This is a genomic window from Shewanella seohaensis, from assembly GCF_023283775.1.
Classification (GTDB): domain Bacteria; phylum Pseudomonadota; class Gammaproteobacteria; order Enterobacterales; family Shewanellaceae; genus Shewanella; species Shewanella seohaensis.
In genome coordinates, this window is sequence record NZ_JAKILE010000010.1 from 162,572 (window position 1) to 185,761 (window position 23,190).

A 23,190-nucleotide genomic window follows, 5' to 3' on the forward strand; every position below is an offset into this window, starting at 1 on the left:
TGTCTGGCAAGCCCTTGCTCTTACTTGCGGTAATTAGAGCAGCTCGTCATTTGAGTAGAATAACTACATATCATTCCTCGTTTCGCGAGCACGAGCTTGCCTGAGCGAACAAAATTTAATTTCGAAACGTCAACACGCCCTAAGCTTTGTTACAAGATTTCTCCTCCTTTTAAGCAAACATGTCGCCTAAGTGTGATATAAATGCCGCCAAACTACGTCTAGCTGCGAGCGTTGTGGGGATAGTCCGCTGCGTTTGCAGGATTGCGATAACAATAAAAGGAAGGACGAATGAACAGCGTAATGCGAAATTTGGGTTTAAGTGCGTTAGCCGTTGCGGTATTGACGAGTTGCGCCGCAACCTCAACTGAAACGGCGACTCCCGCGACCACACCACAGGCTTATCAAGTCCCTTTAGCTCAGCCTCCCCAAGTTTCACAACCCCTTACGCTGAATCAAATTATGGCGAACCCCGATTGGATGGGGATTTTCGCTAAGGAAGCCTACTGGAGCGATGACAGCCAGAGCGTTTTCTTCGCCCGCCAACCTAGCGCATCGCCGCTACGCAATTATTATCAGCAGGGTATTAATGACAGCCGCGCCGTTGAACTGGCCATAGATAAACTACACGCGGCGGACCAACAGTTTGGTGTGTTAGACAGTGCTAAGGCCAATAAGGCGTATCTCTACCAAGGCAATATTTTTGTTAAGCATTTAAGCTCTGGCAAAATCACCCAGCTTACCCGTCAGCGCACTGCCATCAGTGGCCTGCGTTACCTGAACAATGGCGATATCGCCTATTGGCAAGGGGATAATGTTTTCCAAATCCATCAAGACAGTGGATTAGTGGAGCAGCTGGCTGAAATCAAAATGGCGAAAGCACCCGAGGGCGTGAAAGAGCCAAGCAGCTACTTAGCCAAGCAGCAGCACAGACTTATTCAATATGTGGCGTTGCAGCAAGAAAATGCCAAAGCCAAAGAACAGTTTAAGAACGATCTGCAAAAGAGCGATCCAACCCTCGCCGCTAACACTTGGTATCTAGGGGATGCCGAGGTGGTATCTGAGCTAAGTTTGTCGCCAGACGGGCGTTATTTGTTTGTGGCCCTAACCGATAAAAATTACACCGGCAGCAGTGAACACGACATCATGCCAAACTACCTCGGTAGTGAAGGCTATATCGATCCTGTGCCAGTCCGCGCCCGTGTTGCAGAAGATACGCCGCCTGGCCAACGCTTTGTGGTACTCGATCTCAATGAGCATAAACAGATTGATGTGACTATCGAAGGTTTAACCGGCTTCGATGAGGACGTTTTAGCTAAGGTTAAGAGTGAAAATGCTAAGGCAAAAGGTGAATCGTATCAAAGTACTAAGGCTCCCCGTAAAATCCAGCTGATGCAGGATTGGGGCTGGACTCAAAGCGCGATTCAATGGCATGAGTCTGAGGACAAGCTGGCGGTGATGGTCGAAGCGACCGATAACAAAGACCGCTGGATTGCCAGCGTCGATCTGGCAAAGGGTAAGTTTATCACCGAGCATCGCCTGCATGATGATGCCTGGGTGAACTACGACTATAACCAATTCGGCTGGTTACCAGGAACAGACACCCTGTACTATCTCTCTGAAGAAACAGGTTATTCCCAGCTTTATATCAAAGCCCGCGGCGAAAAGCCCCGCACTTTGACTCAAGGTAAGTTTGTGGTGAGCGATATTACTCTCTCGCCCGATGCAAACTACATCTACTACAAGGCTAACCAAAGTCACCCAGGTATTTACAACGTTCATCGTGTGAATATCGCCTCGGGCAAAAATGAGCAATTAACCCAGTGGGACGGTAACTTAGATTACAGCTTAAGCCCCGATGGCACTAAGTTGCTGCTGAATGCCTCTCGCCGTACTCAGCCGAATGAGCTGTATGTTCAACCTATTGGCGGTGAGTTAAAACAACTCACGTCATACACCAGCGATGCTTTTAAGCAATATCCATGGCAAGCGCCCGAAGTGGTCGCCGTACCTTCTAACCATGGTGCTGGCCAAGTGTATGCGCGGGTTTATTTGCCGCAGGGTTACGACAAATCCCGCGCCGAGAAATACCCCGCCGTTATCTTTAACCATGGTGCGGGCTACTTACAGAATGCCGATTATGGTTTCAGTGGTTACTTCCGTGAGTTTATGTTCCACAACCTACTGACTCAACAAGGTTATGTGGTGATGGACATGGATTACCGTGGTTCGAAAGGCTATGGCCGCGACTGGCGCACGGCGATTTATCGCAACATGGGTCACCCTGAAGTTGAAGACATAAAAGACGGCGTGACTTGGATGGGCCAAAATGCCAACGTGGATATTAAGCGCGTTGGTACTTATGGCGGTTCTTACGGCGGCTTCTTAACCTTTATGTCCTTGTTTACTGAGCCGGAATTATTCCAAGCAGGTGCAGCACTGCGCCCTGTGGCGGATTGGGCGCATTACAACGCGCCATACACCTCCAACATTTTAAACACACCGGATGTTGACCCTATCGCCTATGAGCGTAGCTCGCCTATCGAGCATGCCCAAGGTCTGACTAAGCCGCTACTGATCATGAGTGGCGTGATGGATGACAACGTGTTCTTCCAAGATAGCGTGCGCATGGTGCAGCACCTTATCGAGCTGGAAAAACCGATGTTCGAAACGGCTATTTATCCGGTTGAGCCCCATGGTTTCCGTCAGCCATCGAGCTGGTTGGACGAATATCGCCGTATTTATAAGCTCTTTGAACAAGAGCTTAAGTAAATCTCGTGACAATATGAAGGCCTCAATATGAGGCCTTTTTGTTGTGTGGATTTCAGCGTCTGTGAATCCAATCTGGACTGTAAAATAGTAAGCGGTTTGCTTATTGCCAAGATTTAACCTATATGCTGAAATTGTCATGTTTTTAACGATTTTAGCGTATGCGCGCCACTTAGCACGGGCGAGATAGGAAAGATAAACTGTGGCGATATCGGTAGCGGGCGGCGTTAGACCCGGCAAAATTATAGAGATAGAGCATAGGCTCTATCAGCAACTTATTCTCGGTAAGCAAAAGGCCGGCCCTACCTTATTGGATGATTTAGACCGAGAGCTTGAAGCCGATGCCAATAAGCTCGATGTCGAGCGAGAGGCGATTCTGTCGCGGCTACTCAAACAAATTCAGGCCCGTGAAGTCTTTGAGGCCATCTCAAATCAACTCACCGAAACAGTCAATAATGCCATTGAGCATCAACTGGCATCCCCAGAGTTAGTGCTGGCTAAGTCGGAGATTAACGAGTCACAGATCCTGTTGCTCGAGCTTTTGCTGGCCAAAAACCTAGATGCGACGCGGTTAAGACCTTTAATCAGTAATTTGAGCTGGTTATGCCGCGATTTAACCAATATGGTCAATAGCCCGGCATTTCGGGCACGGCGTCCGCAAAGTTCAGATGTGCGCGTCACTGATATCAAATTAGTGATGAATTACATTGGCATCGAAAACCTGCGCACCATTATTCCTTATTTTTGCCTACGTAATTGGCTGCCCAGTGGCAACGCTAAGTTACTCTGGACCACCCGCAAGCTGTGGCGCTATAGCATCGTCAGCGGAATAGCAGCGAATGCGTTAGCGCAGCTTCATAATACTGACTCAGCCTTAGTTTATAGTGGTGCATTAATGAATCAGTTAGGCACGTCGGTTGTGCTTAGCTTGAGTGCGCGTTTATTTGATAAAACTTGGGGCAATTGGATCCGTGAGGCCAGCTCGAGTCGCGATAAAGAAGTGTACGATGCGGTGATTGCCACTGAGTTTCCGGCCAATGCGGTATTTGAGCAAGTGCTGGCTCACGGGCACAAACTCAATTGGCAGTTGTTAGAGTTACTGAAATTTGAGCATAGCCCCTTAACCCTGTTGTTAAAGGAACTAGACCAAACCTTAACTTACCGCGAACTCTCGATGCCTGCCGCTATAGTGGCACGGGCGAATTGTTATGCTAAGGTGCTGTTGCTCGAGGAGATGCGCCAAATCGAGCCGCAGGAAAAACGCTTAATGTTCGATTATTACGAGTTGAGCGAACAGGAAGTGCTGCGCCTAAAAGCACAGAATTATCGGAAGTTGGATCTGCTGTGATCTGCACGCCGTCCCCATCGGTGTCCTATTGCGGCACTGATGTGGAGGACGGGAAATGCCAAGCTGGCAAGCATCTGTATTAAATACTATTTTATCCTATGTGGCACGGCCATCCATTAGCCGCGGTAAGGCTAAACTCCCCCTAAATCAAGTGCGACAACGCTTATTAGAACTGGATAAGCGCTGGTTGCCGTGGCCTGAAAAACTCGTTACGGCCTCGATTCCCTTACAACATTCCACGCTGTTGCATTATGTGCTGCTGAATGACACGCCGCGTTTGGGCAATCTGTTTTACATTCGTGGCGGCGGATTTTGTTTTAAAACTCCCCATGCCCACGCGAGACTGGTGGCCGATATCAGTGAGCGTTGTCGCCTCGATACGTTTATCCCAGATTATCGTTTAGCGCCGGAGCATCCGTATCCCGCGCCCTGTGACGATGTGCTCGAGGCTTACCTGCACTTAATTGAGTTGAAAGGCAGCGATAATCTGGTGTTGATGGGCGATTCTGCCGGCGGTAATTTAGCCTTGAGTCTGTTGCTCGAACTGAAAAAGCGCCATCTGCCCATGCCTAAAGCCTGTGTATTGTTGTCACCCGCGCTCGATTTAGCCATTACCGGCGATACCGAGCTGATTTTAGGGGCGGATGATCCGTTCTTTACCATTGAGTCGCTTTTGCGGCTGCGCGGTGCTTATCTTGCTGGGGCGGATCCTATGTCTGAACGGGTTTCGCCTTTGCAGGGGAACTTGGCTGACTTGCCACCACTCTTAGTGATTGCCGGTACGCGCGAGTTGCTTTTACAGGACTCAGAACGACTGGTTATGCAAATTAAGGCCTGTGGTGGCACGGTAGAATCGCGTTTTTATCACAACATGCCCCATGTTTTTCCCCTGTTCCATCTGTTGCCAGAAGCGATTGAGGCGAGGGAGCAAATTGCAGATTTTGTGCTTTCACAGCTGATTCGTTAAAATTGTGTAGTTATTCATATTCAGTGAATAGCTAGCAAAAATAGGGGTAAATAACTTTTTTTCTGACTAAATATGCTAAAGGCCTCTGGCGTAAACGCTTGTATAGTTCTTAAACTACAATCTTTATGCACTTTGACCCAAAGCATGGCGAATGTTGTTTGTGAAAAACTGGTATTTTGATCACAATTTCGCTAATAATGGCTATTAATAGACACAAGCATACCCTGTATCACTAACTCAAGATAAAGATACGTTGGGGACTCAGACGGCTCCCGAGGCCGTTACATTTAAACAAAGGATGAAGAAGAATGAGCGTTGATATGAAGTTGAATCGTGCCCAGTTTGATGCGGTTATGGTGCCTAACTATGCGCCTGCTGCCGTGATCCCTGTACGTGGCGAAGGAAGCCGAGTATGGGATCAAGAGGGTAACGAGTTTATCGATTTTGCCGGTGGTATCGCGGTAAATTGCTTAGGTCACTGTCATCCCGCCTTAGTGAATGCCTTAAAAACGCAAGGCGAAAAATTATGGCACCTGTCTAACGTGATGACCAACGAGCCAGCGCTTGAGCTTGCAACTAAGTTGGTTAACAGCACGTTTGCTGAGCGTGTGTATTTTGCTAACTCTGGTGCCGAAGCCAACGAAGCGGCACTGAAATTAGCCCGTCGTTACGCCTTAGAAAAATTCGGCGTAGAGAAAGATGAAATCATCGCCTTCGATAAAGCCTTCCACGGTCGTACTTTCTTCACCGTGAGCGTTGGCGGTCAAGCGGCCTATTCAGATGGTTTTGGTCCAAAACCACAAAGCATCACCCACTTACCTTATAACGATGTTGCGGTATTAGAAGCGGCCGTGTCGGATAAAACCTGCGCCATTATGCTTGAGCCACTGCAGGGTGAGGGTGGTATTATCGATGCCGATCCTGCATTCTTAAAAGCGGTTCGCGAACTGGCCAACAAGCACAACGCACTGGTGATTTTCGACGAAGTACAAACTGGTGTCGGCCGTACTGGTGAACTCTACGCTTACATGGGCACCGACATAGTGCCGGATATCCTGACCACTGCTAAAGCGCTGGGCGGCGGTTTCCCTATCGCTGCTATGCTGACTACCGCTGAAATTGCTGAGCACCTGAAAGTGGGTACTCACGGTTCAACCTACGGTGGTAACCCATTAGCTTGTGCTATCGGTAACGCGGTATTAGACGTGGTTAACACACCAGAAGTCTTGAATGGTGTGAAACATCGCGAGCAGTTATTACGCGATGGTCTGAACAAAATTAATGAAAAATATCATGTTTTCTCTGAAATTCGCGGTAAAGGCTTGCTGTTAGGGGCGGTTCTAAACGAACAGTACCAAGGTCGTTCACGTGACTTTTTAGTAGCGTCTGTTGCTGAAGGCTTAATGAGCCTGATGGCGGGTGCTAACGTGGTACGTTTTGCTCCTTCACTGGTGATCCCTGAGGCAGATATTGCAGAAGGCCTAGCACGTTTTGAGCGTGCTGTGGCGAGCATCGCTGCTGCCTAAGCGACCAAAGGAGTGCTGAATCTTATTCGCACTCCTTTTTTGTCAGGGAATACTTGCGTGCATCCATCCTGTCTTTTTCAAGATAGGCGCCTTGTTGCACAGCAAGCTTAAGTGAGGAGACACTAAGATGTTAATCATACGTCCTATTCAGGCAGGCGATTTTGAATCTCTATATCAAATCGCCGAAGAATCTGGCCATGGCTTTACCTCATTGCCAGTCAATGCCGATTTGCTTAGGCATAAAATTGCCCGCGCAGAAGCCTCATTCGTTAAGGTGATTGATAAGCCCTTCGATGAAGGCTATTTGATGGTGCTCGAGAATACCGCGACCCGTGAAGTGGTCGGTACCTGTGCCATTGAAGCCGCCGTGGGTATGGAAGATGCCTTCTACCACTATCGCCTCGGGACAGAGGTCTATCATTCTGAGCAAATCGAAGTTCGCAACGAGGTGGAAACCTTAACCCTGTGCCACGATTACACTGGCGCCGCCGAACTTTGTACCCTGTTTTTGCGTGAGGGTTATCGCAAAGGGAACAATGGCCGGATGTTGTCCCGCAGTCGTTTTCTGTTTTTGGCACAACACGCTAAACGCTTTGGTGAGACAGTGATTGCCGAAATGCGTGGCGTGAGTGATTCCGATGGCAATTCTCCCTTCTACTGCTGGTTGCAGAAAAACTTCTTAGGCATTGATTTTATTCAGGCAGATTACTTGTCGGGTCTAGGCAAAAAAGCCTTTATGGCGGAGATGATGCCCCGCAACCCTGTGTATGTTTGCCTGCTGCCCGAAGAAGCGCAAAAAGTGATTGGCGAAGTACACACCAATACGCGTCCGGCCCTAAGTTTGTTGCAGGCGGAAGGCTTTAGATGCCGTGGTTATGTGGATATTTTCGATGGCGGTCCAACGGTGGAGTGCCGTCTCACGGATATCCGCGCCGTGCGAGAGAGCCGTCTGCTGACCGTAGATATTGGTGAAATGCCTGAATCCGATAAGCAATTTATTGTCTCTAACACTCAATTAGCCAATTACCGTGCGACCTCCGCTTGTCTTGCTGTCGATGACAAAACTGAGCAGGTGGTAATTAGTCCAGAACTCGCCGAGGGTTTGTTACTCGCAAAAGGCGATCAAATCCGTATTTTGGCAATGTAGGAATAGCAAATGACACATTTTATTAAAGGCCAGTGGCAAGCTGGCAAGGGTCATGATGTGACCTCTAGCAACCCAGCAAATAGCGAAATCATTTGGCGCGGCCAAACGGCAACGGCTGAGCAAGTCAACGCCGCCGTCGATGCCGCCCGTGAAGCTCAGTTCGATTGGTTTATGTTAGGTTTTGATGCGCGTTTAAAGATAGTCGAAGCCTATCGCAGCCAACTTGAAGCGAACAAAGCCGAATTAGCCGAAACGATCGCTCAAGAAACCGGTAAACCTCAATGGGAAACGGCAACTGAAGTCGCTGCCATGATTGGTAAGATTGGCCTGTCGGCCACAGCTTACAACAAGCGTACCGGCACTGAGGCCAATGACACGCCAGCAGGGCGTGCGGTACTGCGCCATAAGCCGCACGGTGTGGTTGCTGTGTTTGGGCCTTATAACTTCCCTGGACATTTACCCAATGGTCATATAGTGCCAGCGCTGCTTGCGGGCAATACCGTGGTGTTTAAGCCCTCAGAATTAACCCCAAAAGTGGCCGAGTTAATGGTCTCTCTGTGGGAAAAAGCGGGTCTGCCCGCGGGCGTTATCAATTTAGTGCAAGGTGAAGTCGATACGGGTAAGGCGCTGGCGTCGCACCCACAACTTGACGGCTTATTCTTTACCGGCAGCTCTCGCACCGGTCACCTGTTGCATCAGCAATATGCGGGTCATCCGGGTAAGATCCTCGCCTTAGAAATGGGCGGTAATAACCCGCTGATTATTAAAGGCGTCGCCGATATTAAAGCGGCAGTGCACGATATTCTGCAATCGGCTTATATATCTTCTGGCCAGCGTTGTACCTGTGCCCGCAGGCTTTATGTTGAGCAAGGCGAGCAGGGCGATGCCTTAGTCGCCAAGCTGGTTGAAGCGGTGAAGCAGATTAAAGTCGGTCCTTGGAACGCGCAGCCACAGCCATTTATGGGCTCAATGATTTCCGAAGGCGCAGCGAAAGGTATGGTCGCGGCGCAGGCTAACTTGCAGAGCTTAGGCGGCGTGTCGCTGGTTGAACTCACTCATTTGCAGGCGGGAACGGGTTTAGTCTCACCCGGGCTTATCGATGTGACTGCGGTGAGCGAGTTACCCGATGAGGAATACTTCGGGCCATTGCTGCAATTAGTGCGCTACAGCGATTTTGACCAGGCGATTAAGCTTGCTAACCAAACCCGTTATGGCTTATCCGCAGGTATCTTGGCCGATAGCCGTGAGGATTATGAGTATTTCCTCGCCCGCATTCGTGCGGGGATTGTGAACTGGAACAAGCAGATCACTGGTGCTTCGGGTGCTGCGCCCTTTGGTGGCGTAGGCGCTTCGGGTAACCACAGGGCGAGTGCATTTTATGCCGCCGATTACTGTGCGTATCCCGTTGCCTCCGTTGAGGCGGATGTGGTGAGCCTACCCGCAAGTTTAAGTCCAGGGTTAAGTTTAGAGTGACATCATTGAGGAAGAACCTAGGTTCTTCCTTTTTCATCACAAGCAGTAACGTTACTTGGGCTGCTACTGAGCGCCGTTGTGCAGCAAGTGGCTAGGGTCGTTACATTGAGTGCGAGCGGCAAAACAATACGCACTATAGTCGCAGCACAATAAAAGGAGTTTTTATGCACACAGATATCAATGCGTTATTTGCCGCCCTTTGGCAAGACTATATTAAAATGACCCCATCTGCGGCCAAGGTGCACGAGCTACTCGGTCACGGTAAGCCGATTATCAACGACCATATCGCCCTGCGTACTTTTAACATCGCTAAGGTGAATTTAGCCGTATTGGCCGAGCACTTTACCTCTTTAGGTTATGTGGCTTGTGGTGATTATAAGTTTGAACAGAAAAAGCTGGTGGCTAAGCATTTTGAGCACCCAGATGCGACTCAACCTAAGGTGTTTATTTCTGAGTTATTGGTGGAAGAATTTAGTCCATCACTGCAAAGCACTATCCAAGGCTTAATTGCCCAAGTGGATGAGCAAGCAACTAAAGCGGATAACTTTATCTATTCGGGTCGCCATTGGTCACTGGATGCTAAGACCTATGAGACGCTGCTCGAAGAGAGTGAATATGCGGCTTGGGTGGCGGCCTTTGGTTACCGCGCCAACCATTTTACAGTCTCTATCAATCACCTCGAGGGCTTCGATACATTAGAGTCTGTGAATGAGGCGCTAAAGCAAGCGGGCTTTGTGCTCAATAGTTCAGGTGGCGAAATCAAAGGTTCGCCAGAGGTGTTACTGGAACAGTCATCGACCATGGCCGATAAAATCGCCGTAGAATTTAGCGATGCAACAGTTGAGATCCCAAGCTGCTTCTATGAATTTGCCCTGCGTTACCCCAAGGCGAATGGCGAGCTGTACACTGGATTCGTGGCCGCATCAGCCGATAAGATTTTTGAGAGCACCAACGCGAAAAAAGCCTAATGAATTAAGGCGGTTGCTGACTTATCTTAAACAAAAACGCCATCGTTCGATGGCGTTTTTTATTGTCATCCCAAAACCACCGCCTCTGGCGGTGGTGATTGTCCCTTAAGGCTATAGCCTGAATAACGCCCATGTTAAAAGAGACCTTCTTATTCACCACAAGTAAGAGGAAACGAGAAACATGGGCGATTACAGAAGTTCATCACATGTTTACTGGCGTTGTAAATATCATATCGTTTGGACGCCTAAGTACAGATTCAAAATTCTAAAAGGTAACCTTGGTAAAGAGCTCTACAGGTCGATTTATATTCTATGCAATATGAAAAGTTGTGAGGTCTTAGAATTAAACGTCCAGATAGATCATGTGCATCTAGTCGTGATAATTCCGCCAAAGTTGTCAGTATCCACATTAATGGGGATATTGAAGGGTAGGAGCGCAATAAGGCTTTTTAACAAATTCCCTCATGTTCGCAAGAAGTTATGGGGAAATAGCTTTTGGGCGAGGGGTTATTTTGTTGATACGGTAGGCGTAAATGAGGAAATCATAAGACGCTATGTTCGCCATCAAGATAAGCAAGATCTAGAGCATGATGCTCAATTGTCGCTACAGATGAAGTAGGTGTAAGGAAATAGCCCCTTCCAGGGGCAAATCAAAGCCGCCTTCTAAGAAGGCGGATTCTTTACTGGCGGCTCTAGAGCAACACTCAGAGCAAATAGTTGGCTCGCTAAGCACTCGTTAGCTAAGCACTCATTAGCCAAAGACTAGTTCAATACTGAGGCCAGATAAGTGGCTGCTGTGCTTAAACTTAAGCTCAATGCCATATTGCTCGGCAATCTCTTTCACTATCGATAACCCTAGGCCATGGCCCATAACGGATTCATCGAGGCGTGTGCCCCTTTGGGTGAGTTTATCGAGTTCGTCGTCTGCAACGCCTGGGCCATCATCATCTATGCTAAGGCAGAGTTTGTTTTGCGTTTTCCACAGTTTGACCGCGACTTGGCTGCCCGCCCATTTAAAGGCGTTATCTAGCAGATTCCCTAAGAGCTCCATACCATCTTCCCTATGGATGGGCAGGCGCTGGATACTGGGGTCGAGTTCAAAGTCGCAATTGATGCTTTTGCTTCTATGCACTTTGTTGAGGGTATTGGCAAGGCTGTGGAGATCCCTCGGCACGACTAGCTGGGCGGCAGGTAACATATCGCCGGTGATCCGCGCCGCCGCAAGTTTACGCTCGACCATTTTATGGATAGCGTCGAGTTGCTGTTGCAGCGCCATGGCGGTATCGGGATCTTTAAGCCCCAAGGCTTCAACCTGTTGTTGCATCACCGCCAGTGGGGTTTTTAGCCCATGGCTTAAGTTGCCTAAGTTATTGCGACTACGCTCAATTTGCTTGGCGGTGTATTCCAATAATTCGTTGTAGGTCTTCGCCAGCGGTTGCACTTCGGGCGGAATGTTATTCAGCTCTAAGGCGTTAATCTCGCCTTCCTGCAGGCGGGAGAGCGCGTGCTGGATCTGTTTTACCGGTTTAAAGGATTGACGCAGGAGCAAGAAGATCCCCGCGATCATGGCTACTAACATGGCGAGGTTAATCCCAAGCTTAGTGCCATAGACCTCACTAAACACGCGCCGGCCGATACTCAAATCCTGCGCTACCGTTAGGGTGGCGGTGACATTGGCGCTGCTGGAGTTTAGCCCTAGGGATAATAGCTGCATATCATTGTTTTTCGGCCCTTTTGCCTGCCAAACACGGGTCTGGTTTGGCGCTAAAGGTTCGATATCGAGCTGCATGTCCCACAGGGAGCGGGAACGGATCACTTCATTGGGCAGGTTGAGCTGGAAATAACGCCCCGAATAGGCGGGGCGGTAGAAGCTCGACAGTTGGCTCTGATCGATATTGATCTCCCCATTATTGATATGGGTCGCCAACATGATGTGCTCAAGATCTTCTTCTAAGCGGTTGATAATGGAGTCGTGAAACGCTTGGCGCAGCATGGACTCAAACAATATGAGTCCAATCACTGTGCCTAACACTAATAAGCTCGTTAACCATAAACTGAGCTTAGTGCGAATGGAGATCATGCAGTCAGGCCGTGGAAGATATAACCTTGGCCGCGGCGGGTTTCAATCGCGGTTTTGCCGAGTTTTTTACGCAGATGAGTCACGTAAACTTCAACCACGTTACTCTCTTTCTCATCGTCAAACTGATAGAGCTTGTCCGTCAGTTGTGCCTTAGATAACAGCTTCTTAGGCGACATGAGGAAGATTTTTAACAGCCTGAACTCCATGGCGGTCAACTCATATAAATGTTCGCCAACGCTCACCGTCTGCTCGGCTTCATCTAAGGTGACGCCACCATAGCTCAACTGTTTGCTGGGATTATTTAATCGGCCGTGCGCGCGGTGGATAAGTGCTTGGATACGCGCCAGTAATTCCTGTGCATGGAAGGGTTTACCTAAATAATCATCGGCGCCAGCATTAAAGCCTTCGACCTTTTCATGCCATTGGCTGCGGGCCGTTAGCATGATAACCGGTGTGCTAATGCCTTGATTACGCCAGCCTTCGAGCAATTCCAGTCCATTGCCGTCGGGGAGGCCAATATCTAAGATCACGCAGTCGTATTGGGTTTCTTTAACGAGGTAATCGGCTTCAACTGCTTTGTCAGTAATATCGGTAACGTAGCCAGCCTGTTTGAGTTGCTTCTCCAGTTCGGAGACCAACATCGGATTATCTTCAACGAGTAGCAGTTTCATGTTTTCGACATTCGCTCGGTAGTGCGGTGGAGTGTTCGAGTTGACCATTGGTGGCATCAATACTCAGATTCACTATTTGGCCGCGTTGCACTTTGATTTGTAAATCATAGCGCCATTTATGATCTTCTTGATAGAGATGGGCGTCAATTAGTTCGCCTTGGCAAAATTGATTCACCACGGCAAGGGTGCCATTGAGTGATAAAATTTGCCCGGAATTGACTAAAGCCTTGGCTTGATAATGTTCTAATTCAATCGGTTCGGCGTGAATTATTGTTGGATGCACCAGCGTAAACAGACTGAAAAAACAGATAAAAAACAGCCGTTTCATTTATGCTCCCCAATAAAAAATGGCCTAGATTTTATGCTAGGCCACTTTAATGAAACAGGCTTAAATCAAGCTGAAGTCTATCTTAACGGGTACCATATACCACAATGGTTTTACCGTGTGCTTGGATCAAATTCTGCTCTTCAAGCATCTTTAAGATACGACCCACAGTTTCGCGGGAGCAACCGACGATCTGGCCAATTTCTTGGCGAGTGATCTTAATTTGCATGCCGTCTGGGTGAGTCATGGCATCGGGTTGTTTAGCTAAGTGCAACAATGTCTGGGCAATACGGCCAGCCACATCGAGGAACGCTAAATTACCCACTTTCTGGCTAGTGCTTTGTAGGCGGTATGCCATTTGAGCCGATAGCTTCATCAGAATTTCGGGGTTAACTTGAATTAACTGCTTGAACTTCTTGTAAGAGATTTCAGCAATTTCACATGCTTGTTTCGCACGAACCCAAGCAGTACGTTCAGCTTGTTCTTCGAACAATCCTAACTCACCGATAAAGTCGCCTTGATTAAGATAAGAAAGGATCATCTCCTTACCTTCTTCATCTTTAATCAATACCGCTACAGAACCTTTTACGATGTAATAAAGGGTATCTGAGTCTTCACCAGCATGGATCAAGGTGCTTTTAGCGGGATACTTGTGAATGTGACAGTGTGATAAAAACCATTCCAAAGTTGGGTCTGGTTTTGGCTTACCAATCAGAGCCATGTCGATGTTCCTCGATTGATTAAAACGAAAGTAAGAATATTCTAAATAAGCATTTTACGTCAATTACACTCATAAAAACTTGATACACCTCTTAGTTTAGAATGAGTGAATAAATGCAATTAACCACCTAAAATTAGAGCTTATTTTGCTACTTTAGTGATATTAGTCAACTAAATCGGTGCCAAACTCACTGGATTCACTTAACTCTGTAGAGTTAATCACATCTTATAAAGGCTTTTAAGGTTTTTTGCGAAGAAAATAACCTCAATTGCGACTAATGAATCAAAGGAATGGGATAATTGCTGCCCCTTAAGGGTTATTTCTATTTAATATAGGTTCGATTACGCCGATTTAGGCTCGACTTATGGGAATAATTCAGGCTAACTTGAGGGCGCGGTTGTTTTTCGTAAAGAGGTTACCAGGTGAAATACAGACAATGGGTTTTAGGCGCCGGATTCACTTTATCCCTAGGGATGAGTGCTGCCGCGCACGCATTTTCTATTCCACAGCCAGCCAATGAAGTTGCGGCAAGTAAATTTGTGCACATTCAAGTGCAGGCCGAGCAGGGCGATGCCGACGCACAATTTTTACTGGGACTGATGTTTCTCTCTGGACGTTATGTACAGCAAGAAGTGCCGACCGGATTGCATTGGATGACCCTTGCCGCCGAGCAGCAACACGAAAAGGCGCAGCAAACCTTAGCGGATCTCTCCTTTGAGGGGCAGCTAGTAAAGCGTGACTTAGCCGTGGCCGAACGTTGGTATAAGGATATGGGCGAGCGTGGTAATCGCTGGGCGCAGTTCCGTTTAGGCTTTATTTATGCCTCGGGTGGCGATGGCATTGAGCGTAACTGCGGTAAAGCCGTGGAGCAATTTACCCGAGTGGGGGATGATGTTGCCCTTGGCAATGTGGCGTGGATTTTAGCGACTTGTCCCGAAGCCGAATATCGCGATGGTAATAAAGCACTCGAATTATCCTTGCAGCTGCTGAAAGTGAACGAGAACGACCCTACCAACCTCGATAACTTGGCGGCCGCCTATGCCGAAGTCGGTGATTTTGGCGCCGCGGTATCGACCCAGCAAAAAGCGATAGCCGCCTTAAAGATGACGGCCGAAGCCACCAAGACCGACGAGTTTCAGCAGCGCCTGCACAGTTATGAGCAAAAGCGCGCTTACCGTGAGACCTTGCGTTTACTCGATTAACCTCGTCTGTGGTTTTGTTATCGGTTTTGTGGTTTTGTTATCAGCCCGAGCCATGCTCGGGCTGATTGTTTTTTTAAGGATTATTTTTACTGATTACTTCTAGTGCATCGTTTATTCGCGTTAGCGGATTGGGTTTATGCGAGCGGCCAAGAATGTAAGATTTGATATTCCACACCGCGTCCGCCACTGGCGGAAAGATACAAATGCAGCTCCTCGGGTGCGAGCGTGAGTTCAAGCATCGAAGCTTGGATGACGTTCTGCTGTACCAACTCCTTAAGCGTTAGCTCACTCGCCAAGATGCCTGACGGCTTTGCCTTTCTAAACAAGCTGATATGGGGCCGAAACGGATGCTCACTCAGGTGCAACTGTAACTGTTGGGCTAAATCCTGTGCCTGTGATGCTAAGAGGGCTAACTCAGGACTGATGCTATCGCCCTTTAAACAACAGATCTGCGCCTTAGGCCACACGGCGATGTTATCCAGCGTGACACTGAATCTTGGTTTAGCCAGCTTATCGACACCGTCGAGCAACTGCGCCACTTGAGTCGGATTGGCGAGTCCTAAAAACGCGAGGGTTAAGTGTAAATTGCTTTGGATGACGGGTTTAGCATGTGGCACTAAATGCGGCGCCAAGCTTTGCTGCAATTGCAGCAGTTGTTGCCGCTGTATGCTTGTGGGGGCAAACCCAAGGAAGAGTCGTTGTAACACCTGTTTATCTCCATCACCTGCTCAAATGCCAAACATAAGCTATGCTTTTGTTTGGTAATACAGACATTTCTGCGCTAGTCCCATGATGGACTTCGACGGCTTGAGTTTATCCGAGGTCAGTGTAGAAATAATACCTTAAATGGAATTGTAGGTAAGGAAATCCCTTTTCATGTCAGATGGTTTAGCAAATCCACTCCAACAGGCATTAGTGACAATTTTTAGCGAAACGCCGCTAGAAACCCTAGAGCAAAATGTTGATCAAGCCCTAGAGGCCATCACGCTGCAGTTGCATTGTGATGGCGTATTTGTGCTGACGGGCAGTTTAGCCTTAGACCATCTACGTACCCGTAATCTGTACTTAAAACCGCAATTTAGTCAGGGCCAACAGACACGGGTCTGGCCGCTCGCGCGTATGCCGTTTTTTCGCTCCTTAGTGAGAACCCCCACACTGCTGAATCTTCCCGATGTCGATACCTTGCCCGCGGAGGCTCAAGCGGAGCGGGCGTTACTTCGTGATTGGAACGTTAAAAGCCTATTGGTGTTACCGCCTGTGGTGTTTGGCGAAACCCGTATCGCCCTCGGCGCAGTCAATTGTTCCGAATGTTGTGAATGGAGTGCGGAGTTTATTCGGGAGTTTCAACATGCCGCCGTGATGATTGGCTCGGCGATGGAACTGACCCGTATCGCCCACGATATGTTGGCCAGTGAGCACAAATATCGCGAAGTCTTTAATCAACTGCCTTTAGCCTGCGCGCTGCTCGATAAACAGAACCAACTGACCATGCTGAATAAAGTCGCGTTGCAAACCCTGCCAGTGCAGCATGGATACGATTTATTTAGCATGGTGCGCGAAGAGGAGCATGCCATGCTCACCGACACGCTACACATGGTGCGCGAAGGCGTATTGGGGCAAGCTTGGTGTGAGTTACCCTTAAAATCTAACCTGCAGTTGGATTGGCTGAGGCTGAGCTTTAGCCAAATTCACGGCAATAAAGACACCCTAGTGATGATTGCCGAGGATGTTAGTGAAAAATATCGCCTCGCCGATGAGCTGTCCTTCCATGCCAATTATGATGCTTTGACGGGGTTACCGAATCGGCTGCATTTTGAGGCCTTGCTCGAAAACCTGCTGCAAACCAAAGATGAGATGCCGACCTGCGTTGCCTTTATCGATGTCGATCAGTTTCAGGTGATCAACAATGTGAGCGGTCATCAGGCCGGTGATAAGTTATTGTGCCAGCTTGCATTACGTCTCAAGCAATTGGTGCGTAAGGGCGATATTGTCGCGCGTTTGGGCGGCGATGAGTTTGGGATTTTAATGCATTATTGCAATGTGGATTCGGCGCAGCATATCGCTAATCGGATCTGCACTCAGTTAGCGACCCACGAGTTTATTTGGGAAAACCGTTGCCACAATGTCAGTGTCAGCATGGGGATCGCTAAGCTCGAGAAGTCTGCGACGGATATTTACACTGTGATGAGTCAGGCCGATGCGGCCTGTCGTCTCGCCAAGGATAAGGGCCGCAATGGCTGGCACTTGTACAGTGCCAAAGATCCTAAAATGACCCGCCTCTATACCGAGATGATGGCCTCAGTCGATATCGTCAGCGCCCTCGCGCTAAATCAATTTGAGCTGTATTTCCAAAGCATTGCCCCGTTAAGTCGCGAAGAATCCGGCCTGCATTTAGAGGTGCTGCTGCGGATGGTGCAGGCCAATGGCACTATTGTTTCGCCGGCGATCTTTCTCCCCGCAGCGGAGCGTTACAACTTGGCGGCCAAGGTCGACCTGTGGGTGATCGATAATCTGCTGAAGTGGGGCAGTAGCCATTTGGATATTTGGCAACAGCTGGAGTTGGTCTCGGTCAACCTGTCGGCGACCTCGTTAGGTGACAGCGAGTTTATGAATTGGCTCGAAATGCGCCTGATGACCGAACCTGAGCTGGTGGATAAGCTCTGCATTGAGATCACCGAAACTGCCGCGGTGAGCCAATTAGATCAGGCCACTAAATTGATTGAAGTGCTGAGGCCATTAAACTGTCAACTCGCGTTGGATGACTTTGGCGCGGGGTTCTCAAGCTTTGCCTACCTTAAACGCTTGAACGTGGATTATGTCAAAATCGACGGCCAGTTTGTGATTAACCTGTGTGAGGATGAGGCCGACCAAGCCATCATCAAAGCCATTTGCCAGTTAGGGCAAGATATGGGCTTCGATGTGGTGGCGGAGTTTGTTGAATCCACCGAAATTGCCACTAAGTTAAAAAGCCTAGGCGTGGATTATGCCCAGGGTTATGCCATCAACAAGCCTATGCCGTTACTGACCTTAACCTCTGGCTTGGCCGAACCTTGGCTACGCTAACTTAGGTTATCTTGCGCTGAGTTTTCGCAAATCTGCAATTCTTAACGGCTAAGCGACTCATTTACCACTATTTATTTAATTGTGATCCCTCGCAATTTGGGCTGCGACAGATTGTCGCGCCCAGCCGAGTTTTGATTGCGCTTCCCTCGCCAGTAACAACAATACCCCCACAAAAATCATTAAAAACAATATGTAGGGGAATATCGTGCTGTATCAACCTATCAAATTAGCCGTTATTTTAGCGGGTGTGCTGGGCACCGCTGTACCTCAATTAGGCTGGTCTTCTGAGGCGAGCGATTGTGGTGAAGATAAAAAATGTAACGATTATCTGCGGGTATCTGGCGATGTGATGCGCCAACCTGTTCATCTAGTGAGCGATCCTAAACAGAACCGTTTGCCATTGCCTGCCTATGATGGCTCGGGATTTTTACGTTCGATCCCCGGATTTAACATCACCCGCAAGGGCGGCTCCGGTGGCGATCCCATGTTTCGGGGGCTGGGCGGCTCGCGCTTAAACATAGTCGATGATGGTCAGCATGTGTATGGCGCCTGTGGTGGACGTATGGACCCACCGACAAACTATATTTACCCCGAAAGCTACGATCAGATAACGGTAATCAAAGGGCCACAGACGGTGAAGTACGGCCCTGTCGGCACTGCGGGCACAATTCTATTTGAGAAAAATCGCCATCGCTTTAACCAGGCGGATCTTGAAGGCCGGGCCAGCGCGACGGGCGGCAGTTTCGATAGGCGAGATGCCATGGTGGAGCTGAGTGCTGGGGATAAGAATTACTACCTTGATTTCGATATGAATCAATCCAGTAGTGACCATTATGAAGACGGAAACGGCAATAAAGTACAGTCGAGTTATGACCGACAAAACGCCAATCTCGCCTTGGGGTGGACACCGACAGAGCGCACGGTGCTTGAGTTAGCCTACGGTGAGTCGAGCGGCGAAGCCGAGTATGCCGACAGGTTAAATAAGGCGCGTCAAATCGATAATCGTGATGCGGCGCTACTGCTACAACACGAGTTTGAATCGAGCTGGTTAACGGCGGTCGAACTGCAAGCCTTTAGCAATAAAAACGACCACATTATGGATAGGTTCGATGAAGGGGTTAATTCAGGTGCCAATGTGCGGCGGATGACGGAGGGCGGCCATTTGTGGTTCGAGTTAGCGCCACTCGATGCCCTCGAATTAACACTGGGGCTGGATTATATGTCGAGCAAACACGATGGTCGCAGCATGGCGCCCGGCGATGTCGGGCTAAATGACCTGCTTAATAAGCCCTTTAAAGAGGATATGCGCTATCAAAACTATGGGCTGTTTGCCGAGTCCCGCTATCGTTTTGAAGAGAGCGACCTAGGCAGCAGTAGCTTGCACGCAGGATTGAGGCTAGACGACTGGAATAGCGAGCTCTTGATTGCTCAGCAGGGCGAGCGGGACGATACCCTCTACAGTGGATACCTGCGTTATGAGTTTCAAACCGCGCAGCACCAATATTATGCAGGCTTTGGCTCGGCGCAGCGGATGCCGGATTATTGGGAGATTATGAAGGCTAGCGCCGATAATCCTGCACAAAAAGCCTTTGACCTGAAAGCGGAAACCACCAATCAGTTCGATATAGGTTGGATTTATCAGGGGCCTGTCGAGGCTTCGGTGTCACTCTTCTATGGTGAGATTGCGGACTATATCCTGATTGATTCCAGCGGCCAAGCCACCCTTGCCCGTAATATCGATGCGAGCCTCTACGGCGGTGAGGCCAGCCTAGATTATGCGCTGAATGAGCAATGGTCGAGCCAACTCACGGTGAGTTATACCCATGGCGAAAACGATACCGACAAGGTCGCGCTTGGGCAAATATCGCCGCTAGAGGCCAGATTAACCGTTAACTACCAATGGCAAAGTTGGACCATGGCGGCGCAGTGGCGAGTGGTGGCCGCGCAAGACCGTTACACCTTAGGTCATGGCAATATTGTGGGACAAGACTTAGGCCCAAGCAGCGGTTTTGGTACTTTGGCGCTCAATGCTTCTTGGTCGTATAACAAGGATTTATCCTTAATTTTGGGTGTCGAAAACCTGTTTGATACTGCCTATGCCGAGCATGTGAGTAAGGCGGGTACGGGGAACGATCTGCCGGGCAGTGAGGCCATGTTTAGGGTCAATGAGCCGGGCCGTAATCTGTGGGCTAAGCTGACCTATCAGTTCTAACTCGGCTTATTTGTGCTATTGGCGCCCCGAGAGTCTTGCTGTCGGGGCGATGCTATTTTTAGCAAGCCAATGCCAAACTGTGACGTATCAAAGCTAAGGCCGCGGGAGGGACACTGCCTAAGGCCTATGTTAAACTTCCCCATCATTTTTATCTGTTGATACTGTTGCATTGAACAATCTACCCATTCATTCCTTATTGCCATCCCTGCGCGATGCCTTTGCGAAACATGCGCAAGTGATCCTCGAAGCGCCAACGGGTGCGGGTAAATCGACCGCATTGCCCTTAGCCATGCTGGATTGGCCTGAGATTTCTGGGCGGATTTTAATGCTGGAACCTCGACGTGTGGCTGCCCGTAGCGTGGCGCAATTTATTGCCAGTTGTCGGCAGCAGGCGGTAGGGCAAGAGGTAGGTTATCGCGTGCGCGGCGAGTCAAAGGTCAGTGGTGAGACTCGACTTGAGATTGTCACCGAAGGGATTTTAACTCGCATGATCCAGCAAGATCCTGAATTAACAGGCATCGAGATGATCATTTTCGATGAGATCCACGAGCGGCATTTGACCACAGATCTCGGTTTAGCCTTGGCGCTCGAAGTGCAAAGCTCACTACGGGATGACTTAAAAATCCTCGCCATGTCGGCAACCTTATCTGGCCTGACATTGGCTGAGTTGATGCCCGATGCCGCCTTGCTACAGAGTGAAGGGCGCAGTTTCCCGGTCGACATTCGCTATCGCCCCGTTGCTGGGCAGCAGCATTGGCTCGATCATCTGAGCCGCGTTGTGCTCGATGCCGCGATATCCGTAGGCGATAAGGGGCCACAGGATATTTTGGTGTTTTTGCCCGGTAAAGCCGAAATCCTTAGAGTGGCGCAGTATCTAGAAGAGCGCCTCTATAACAGTCGCGTGACGGTGTGCCCACTCTATGGCGAGCTATCGGCGCAGGAACAAGACAGGGCGATAAAGGCCGACAGCAGCAGGCGCAAAATTGTGCTCTCAACCAACGTGGCCGAGTCGAGCTTGACCATCGAGGGCATTGGCCTGGTTATCGACAGCGGTTATAAACGCCAAGCCAGCTTTAATCCTAAAACTGGGGTGACACGTTTAAGCCTTAAGCGCATCAGCCAAGCCTCGGCAACCCAGCGTGCTGGCCGTGCGGGGCGTTTGGCAGCGGGCGAGTGCATCCGTTTATGGGGCCAAGAGGAGCATCAACGTCTGCTCAAGGCCGATGAGCCCGAAATCAGCCAAGCCGACTTAGTCGCCATGGCCCACGACTGTGCCTACTGGGGCGCGAAATCCTTCAGCGACTTACTGTTATTGACTGCGCCGCCCACGGTGAACGAGGCATTAGCTTGGCAACTGCTCCAGCGTTTAGGCATGGTCGATGAACAAAACAAGCTGACTGCGCATGGCAAAGCGGCTTATGAGCTGGGGTGTCATCCGCGCCTCGCCCATATGTTATTGGTGGCCAAATCTCGCGATGAACATCAACTGGCGGCCTTAGCCTGTTTACTGGCGGGGATTTTAGAGGCGCGGGGATTGCCGCGCAAAGGCGCCGATATCATGAATTATCTGCACTTTGCCACCCAAGGCAGTGCGGGGCAGCAGGCCAAACAATGGCTTAAAAAGCTGGCGCTAGATAAGCAATTTACTCAGGCCGATTTAGTGGCCGTCGCCTCCCATGCCCATCATCAGGATGTCGGTTTGCTGTTGGCGCTGGCTTATCCCGATCGCATTGCCAAATCCCGTGGCGTTGAGGGGTATCAATTGGCCAATGGAACGGGTGTGGTGCTCAACGCCGAAGATGCCTTAGCGCAAACGCCTTGGCTGGTGGTGGCAGATTTTCAAGAAACCGAAGGCAAGAATGCCGGGCGGATTTATCTCGCCAGTCCATTATCGCCAAGTCTGTTCGACGAGGAATTGGCCGAGCTGGTGGAGCGTCATGATCAATGTGGTTGGGATGAAGCTAAAGGCCGCGCGGTGGCCGAACGCCAAACCAAAGTCGGGCAGATTTTACTGAAATCAGAGGCTATCGCTAATCCGAATCGCGGCCAAATTGTAGCGGCATTACTGAGTTACATTCGCCAGCAGGGGTTACAAATCCTCAATTGGCACGATAACTTAGCGCAGTTTCAGGTTCGATTACAGTTAGCGCGCGATTTAGATCCGAATGCTGATTGGCCGGATATGAGCGATACCGCGCTGCTGGCAAACCTTGAAACATGGCTGGCGCCCTACCTTGAAAATGTGAATAATCTGCCGCAATTACAAAAACTCGATTGCTTTAGTTTGCTGGTAAACCAATTAACTTGGTCACAGCAACAGGCACTCGATGCGCTGCTGCCCACCTCATGGCCGTTAGCCACGGGCACCTTTGCGCCGATATTGTACGATGCCTCGGGGCGAGCCTTGCTGCGGGTACGTTTGCAGGAAACCTTTGGCATGGCAGACAGCCCGCTACTGGCCCAAGGTAAGCTTAAGGTGACGATGGAATTGCTGTCACCGGCGCAGCGCCCCTTGGCTCTAACAGCGGATCTCGCCAGTTTTTGGCAAGGACCCTATGTGGAAGTGAAAAAAGAAATGCGTGGGCGTTATCCTAAACACCTGTGGCCGGACGACCCTGCCAATACGCAGCCCACAAAATTTACCAAGAAGAAAACCTTAGGTTTATCTCAGTCATAGCCTTTAGACTGCTTTGATTTACAACCTTGTGTTGTGCCTGTGAC

The 23,190-nt window shown here is 49.4% G+C and carries 17 protein-coding genes; 12 read left to right on the forward strand and 5 right to left on the reverse strand.

The window, feature by feature from the left end; all coding sequences use genetic code 11:
• Nucleotides 1–288: 288 nt before the first annotated feature.
• The 8 genes from L2713_RS13315 (at nt 289) to tnpA (ending at nt 10,814) form a co-directional block, all read left to right on the forward strand.
• Complete coding sequence (locus tag L2713_RS13315; protein WP_248968219.1) at nt 289–2,769, forward strand: S9 family peptidase; 2,481 nt, start codon at nt 289–291, stop codon at nt 2,767–2,769.
• 199 nt (nt 2,770–2,968) lie between these two features.
• Nucleotides 2,969–4,114: an HDOD domain-containing protein gene (locus L2713_RS13320; RefSeq protein WP_248968220.1), complete on the forward strand. Its 1,146-nt coding sequence runs from the start codon at nt 2,969–2,971 to the stop codon at nt 4,112–4,114.
• A gap of 55 nt (nt 4,115–4,169) precedes the next feature.
• A complete protein-coding gene (locus tag L2713_RS13325; RefSeq protein WP_248968221.1) occupies nt 4,170–5,081 on the forward strand; it encodes an alpha/beta hydrolase in 912 nt (303 codons plus the stop codon).
• A 308-nt stretch (nt 5,082–5,389) separates the two neighbouring features.
• Entirely contained in the window at nt 5,390–6,607 is a 1,218-nt protein-coding gene (locus L2713_RS13330; protein WP_248968222.1) for an aspartate aminotransferase family protein, read from the forward strand.
• A gap of 127 nt (nt 6,608–6,734) precedes the next feature.
• Nucleotides 6,735–7,754 (forward strand): arginine N-succinyltransferase, encoded by a 1,020-nt coding sequence (astA, locus tag L2713_RS13335; RefSeq protein ID WP_248968223.1) that lies wholly within the window; start codon nt 6,735–6,737, stop codon nt 7,752–7,754.
• Between the two features lie 9 nt (nt 7,755–7,763).
• A complete protein-coding gene (gene astD, locus L2713_RS13340; protein WP_248968224.1) occupies nt 7,764–9,227 on the forward strand; it encodes a succinylglutamate-semialdehyde dehydrogenase in 1,464 nt (487 codons plus the stop codon).
• A gap of 164 nt (nt 9,228–9,391) precedes the next feature.
• Nucleotides 9,392–10,195 (forward strand): DUF1338 domain-containing protein, encoded by an 804-nt coding sequence (locus L2713_RS13345; RefSeq protein ID WP_248968225.1) that lies wholly within the window; start codon nt 9,392–9,394, stop codon nt 10,193–10,195.
• 181 nt (nt 10,196–10,376) lie between these two features.
• Nucleotides 10,377–10,814 (forward strand): IS200/IS605-like element ISShes4 family transposase, encoded by a 438-nt coding sequence (gene tnpA / locus L2713_RS13350; protein ID WP_011623097.1) that lies wholly within the window; start codon nt 10,377–10,379, stop codon nt 10,812–10,814.
• Nucleotides 10,815–10,946: 132 nt separating this feature from the next.
• Here the strand turns inward: tnpA and L2713_RS13355 are convergent, their stop codons facing one another.
• From L2713_RS13355 to crp, 4 genes are all read right to left on the reverse strand, one after another.
• A complete protein-coding gene (locus tag L2713_RS13355; RefSeq protein ID WP_248968226.1) occupies nt 10,947–12,275 on the reverse strand; it encodes an ATP-binding protein in 1,329 nt (442 codons plus the stop codon).
• Nucleotides 12,272–12,946, reverse strand: coding sequence for a response regulator transcription factor (locus L2713_RS13360; protein ID WP_011621416.1), 675 nt, complete (start codon nt 12,944–12,946; stop codon nt 12,272–12,274). The genes L2713_RS13355 and L2713_RS13360 overlap by 4 nt, the downstream gene beginning before the upstream one ends.
• Entirely contained in the window at nt 12,927–13,274 is a 348-nt protein-coding gene (locus L2713_RS13365; RefSeq protein WP_011621417.1) for a PepSY domain-containing protein, read from the reverse strand. Before L2713_RS13365 ends, L2713_RS13360 begins: the two co-directional genes overlap by 20 nt.
• A gap of 82 nt (nt 13,275–13,356) precedes the next feature.
• The gene (crp, locus tag L2713_RS13370) at nt 13,357–13,992 is read right to left on the reverse strand and encodes a cAMP-activated global transcriptional regulator CRP (RefSeq protein WP_011070954.1); all 636 of its coding nucleotides are present in this window, start codon (nt 13,990–13,992) and stop codon (nt 13,357–13,359) included.
• A gap of 422 nt (nt 13,993–14,414) precedes the next feature.
• Here crp and L2713_RS13375 point away from each other — a divergent pair, with 422 nt between their 5' ends.
• Nucleotides 14,415–15,194: a tetratricopeptide repeat protein gene (locus tag L2713_RS13375; protein ID WP_089068514.1), complete on the forward strand. Its 780-nt coding sequence runs from the start codon at nt 14,415–14,417 to the stop codon at nt 15,192–15,194.
• A gap of 134 nt (nt 15,195–15,328) precedes the next feature.
• Here the strand turns inward: L2713_RS13375 and thpR are convergent, their stop codons facing one another.
• Complete coding sequence (thpR, locus tag L2713_RS13380) at nt 15,329–15,901, reverse strand: RNA 2',3'-cyclic phosphodiesterase (RefSeq protein ID WP_248968227.1); 573 nt, start codon at nt 15,899–15,901, stop codon at nt 15,329–15,331.
• Nucleotides 15,902–16,070: 169 nt separating this feature from the next.
• Between thpR and L2713_RS13385 the strand changes: the two genes are divergently transcribed.
• The 3 genes from L2713_RS13385 (at nt 16,071) to hrpB (ending at nt 23,146) form a co-directional block, all read left to right on the forward strand.
• Nucleotides 16,071–18,257, forward strand: coding sequence for a putative bifunctional diguanylate cyclase/phosphodiesterase (locus L2713_RS13385; protein ID WP_011621420.1), 2,187 nt, complete (start codon nt 16,071–16,073; stop codon nt 18,255–18,257).
• 205 nt (nt 18,258–18,462) lie between these two features.
• On the forward strand, nt 18,463–20,469 hold the full coding sequence (locus L2713_RS13390) for a TonB-dependent copper receptor (RefSeq protein WP_248968228.1): 2,007 nt from the start codon (nt 18,463–18,465) through the stop codon (nt 20,467–20,469).
• 169 nt (nt 20,470–20,638) lie between these two features.
• Nucleotides 20,639–23,146: an ATP-dependent helicase HrpB gene (gene hrpB / locus L2713_RS13395; RefSeq protein WP_248968229.1), complete on the forward strand. Its 2,508-nt coding sequence runs from the start codon at nt 20,639–20,641 to the stop codon at nt 23,144–23,146.
• The last annotated feature ends 44 nt before the right edge of the window (nt 23,147–23,190 follow it).

Excerpts from the sequence above, each read along its gene's own strand:
- L2713_RS13315 (WP_248968219.1), top strand. The coding sequence starts at position 289 with ATGAACAGCGTAATGCGAAATTTGGGTTTAAGTGCGTTAGCCGTTGCG.
- L2713_RS13325 (WP_248968221.1), top strand. The coding sequence starts at position 4,170 with ATGCCAAGCTGGCAAGCATCTGTATTAAATACTATTTTATCCTATGTG.
- L2713_RS13330 (WP_248968222.1), top strand. The coding sequence starts at position 5,390 with ATGAGCGTTGATATGAAGTTGAATCGTGCCCAGTTTGATGCGGTTATG.
- astA (WP_248968223.1), top strand. The coding sequence starts at position 6,735 with ATGTTAATCATACGTCCTATTCAGGCAGGCGATTTTGAATCTCTATAT.
- astD (WP_248968224.1), top strand. The coding sequence starts at position 7,764 with ATGACACATTTTATTAAAGGCCAGTGGCAAGCTGGCAAGGGTCATGAT.
- L2713_RS13345 (WP_248968225.1), top strand. The coding sequence starts at position 9,392 with ATGCACACAGATATCAATGCGTTATTTGCCGCCCTTTGGCAAGACTAT.
- tnpA (WP_011623097.1), top strand. The coding sequence starts at position 10,377 with ATGGGCGATTACAGAAGTTCATCACATGTTTACTGGCGTTGTAAATAT.
- L2713_RS13355 (WP_248968226.1), bottom strand. The coding sequence starts at position 12,275 with ATGATCTCCATTCGCACTAAGCTCAGTTTATGGTTAACGAGCTTATTA.
- L2713_RS13360 (WP_011621416.1), bottom strand. The coding sequence starts at position 12,946 with ATGAAACTGCTACTCGTTGAAGATAATCCGATGTTGGTCTCCGAACTG.
- L2713_RS13365 (WP_011621417.1), bottom strand. The coding sequence starts at position 13,274 with ATGAAACGGCTGTTTTTTATCTGTTTTTTCAGTCTGTTTACGCTGGTG.
- crp (WP_011070954.1), bottom strand. The coding sequence starts at position 13,992 with ATGGCTCTGATTGGTAAGCCAAAACCAGACCCAACTTTGGAATGGTTT.
- L2713_RS13385 (WP_011621420.1), top strand. The coding sequence starts at position 16,071 with ATGTCAGATGGTTTAGCAAATCCACTCCAACAGGCATTAGTGACAATT.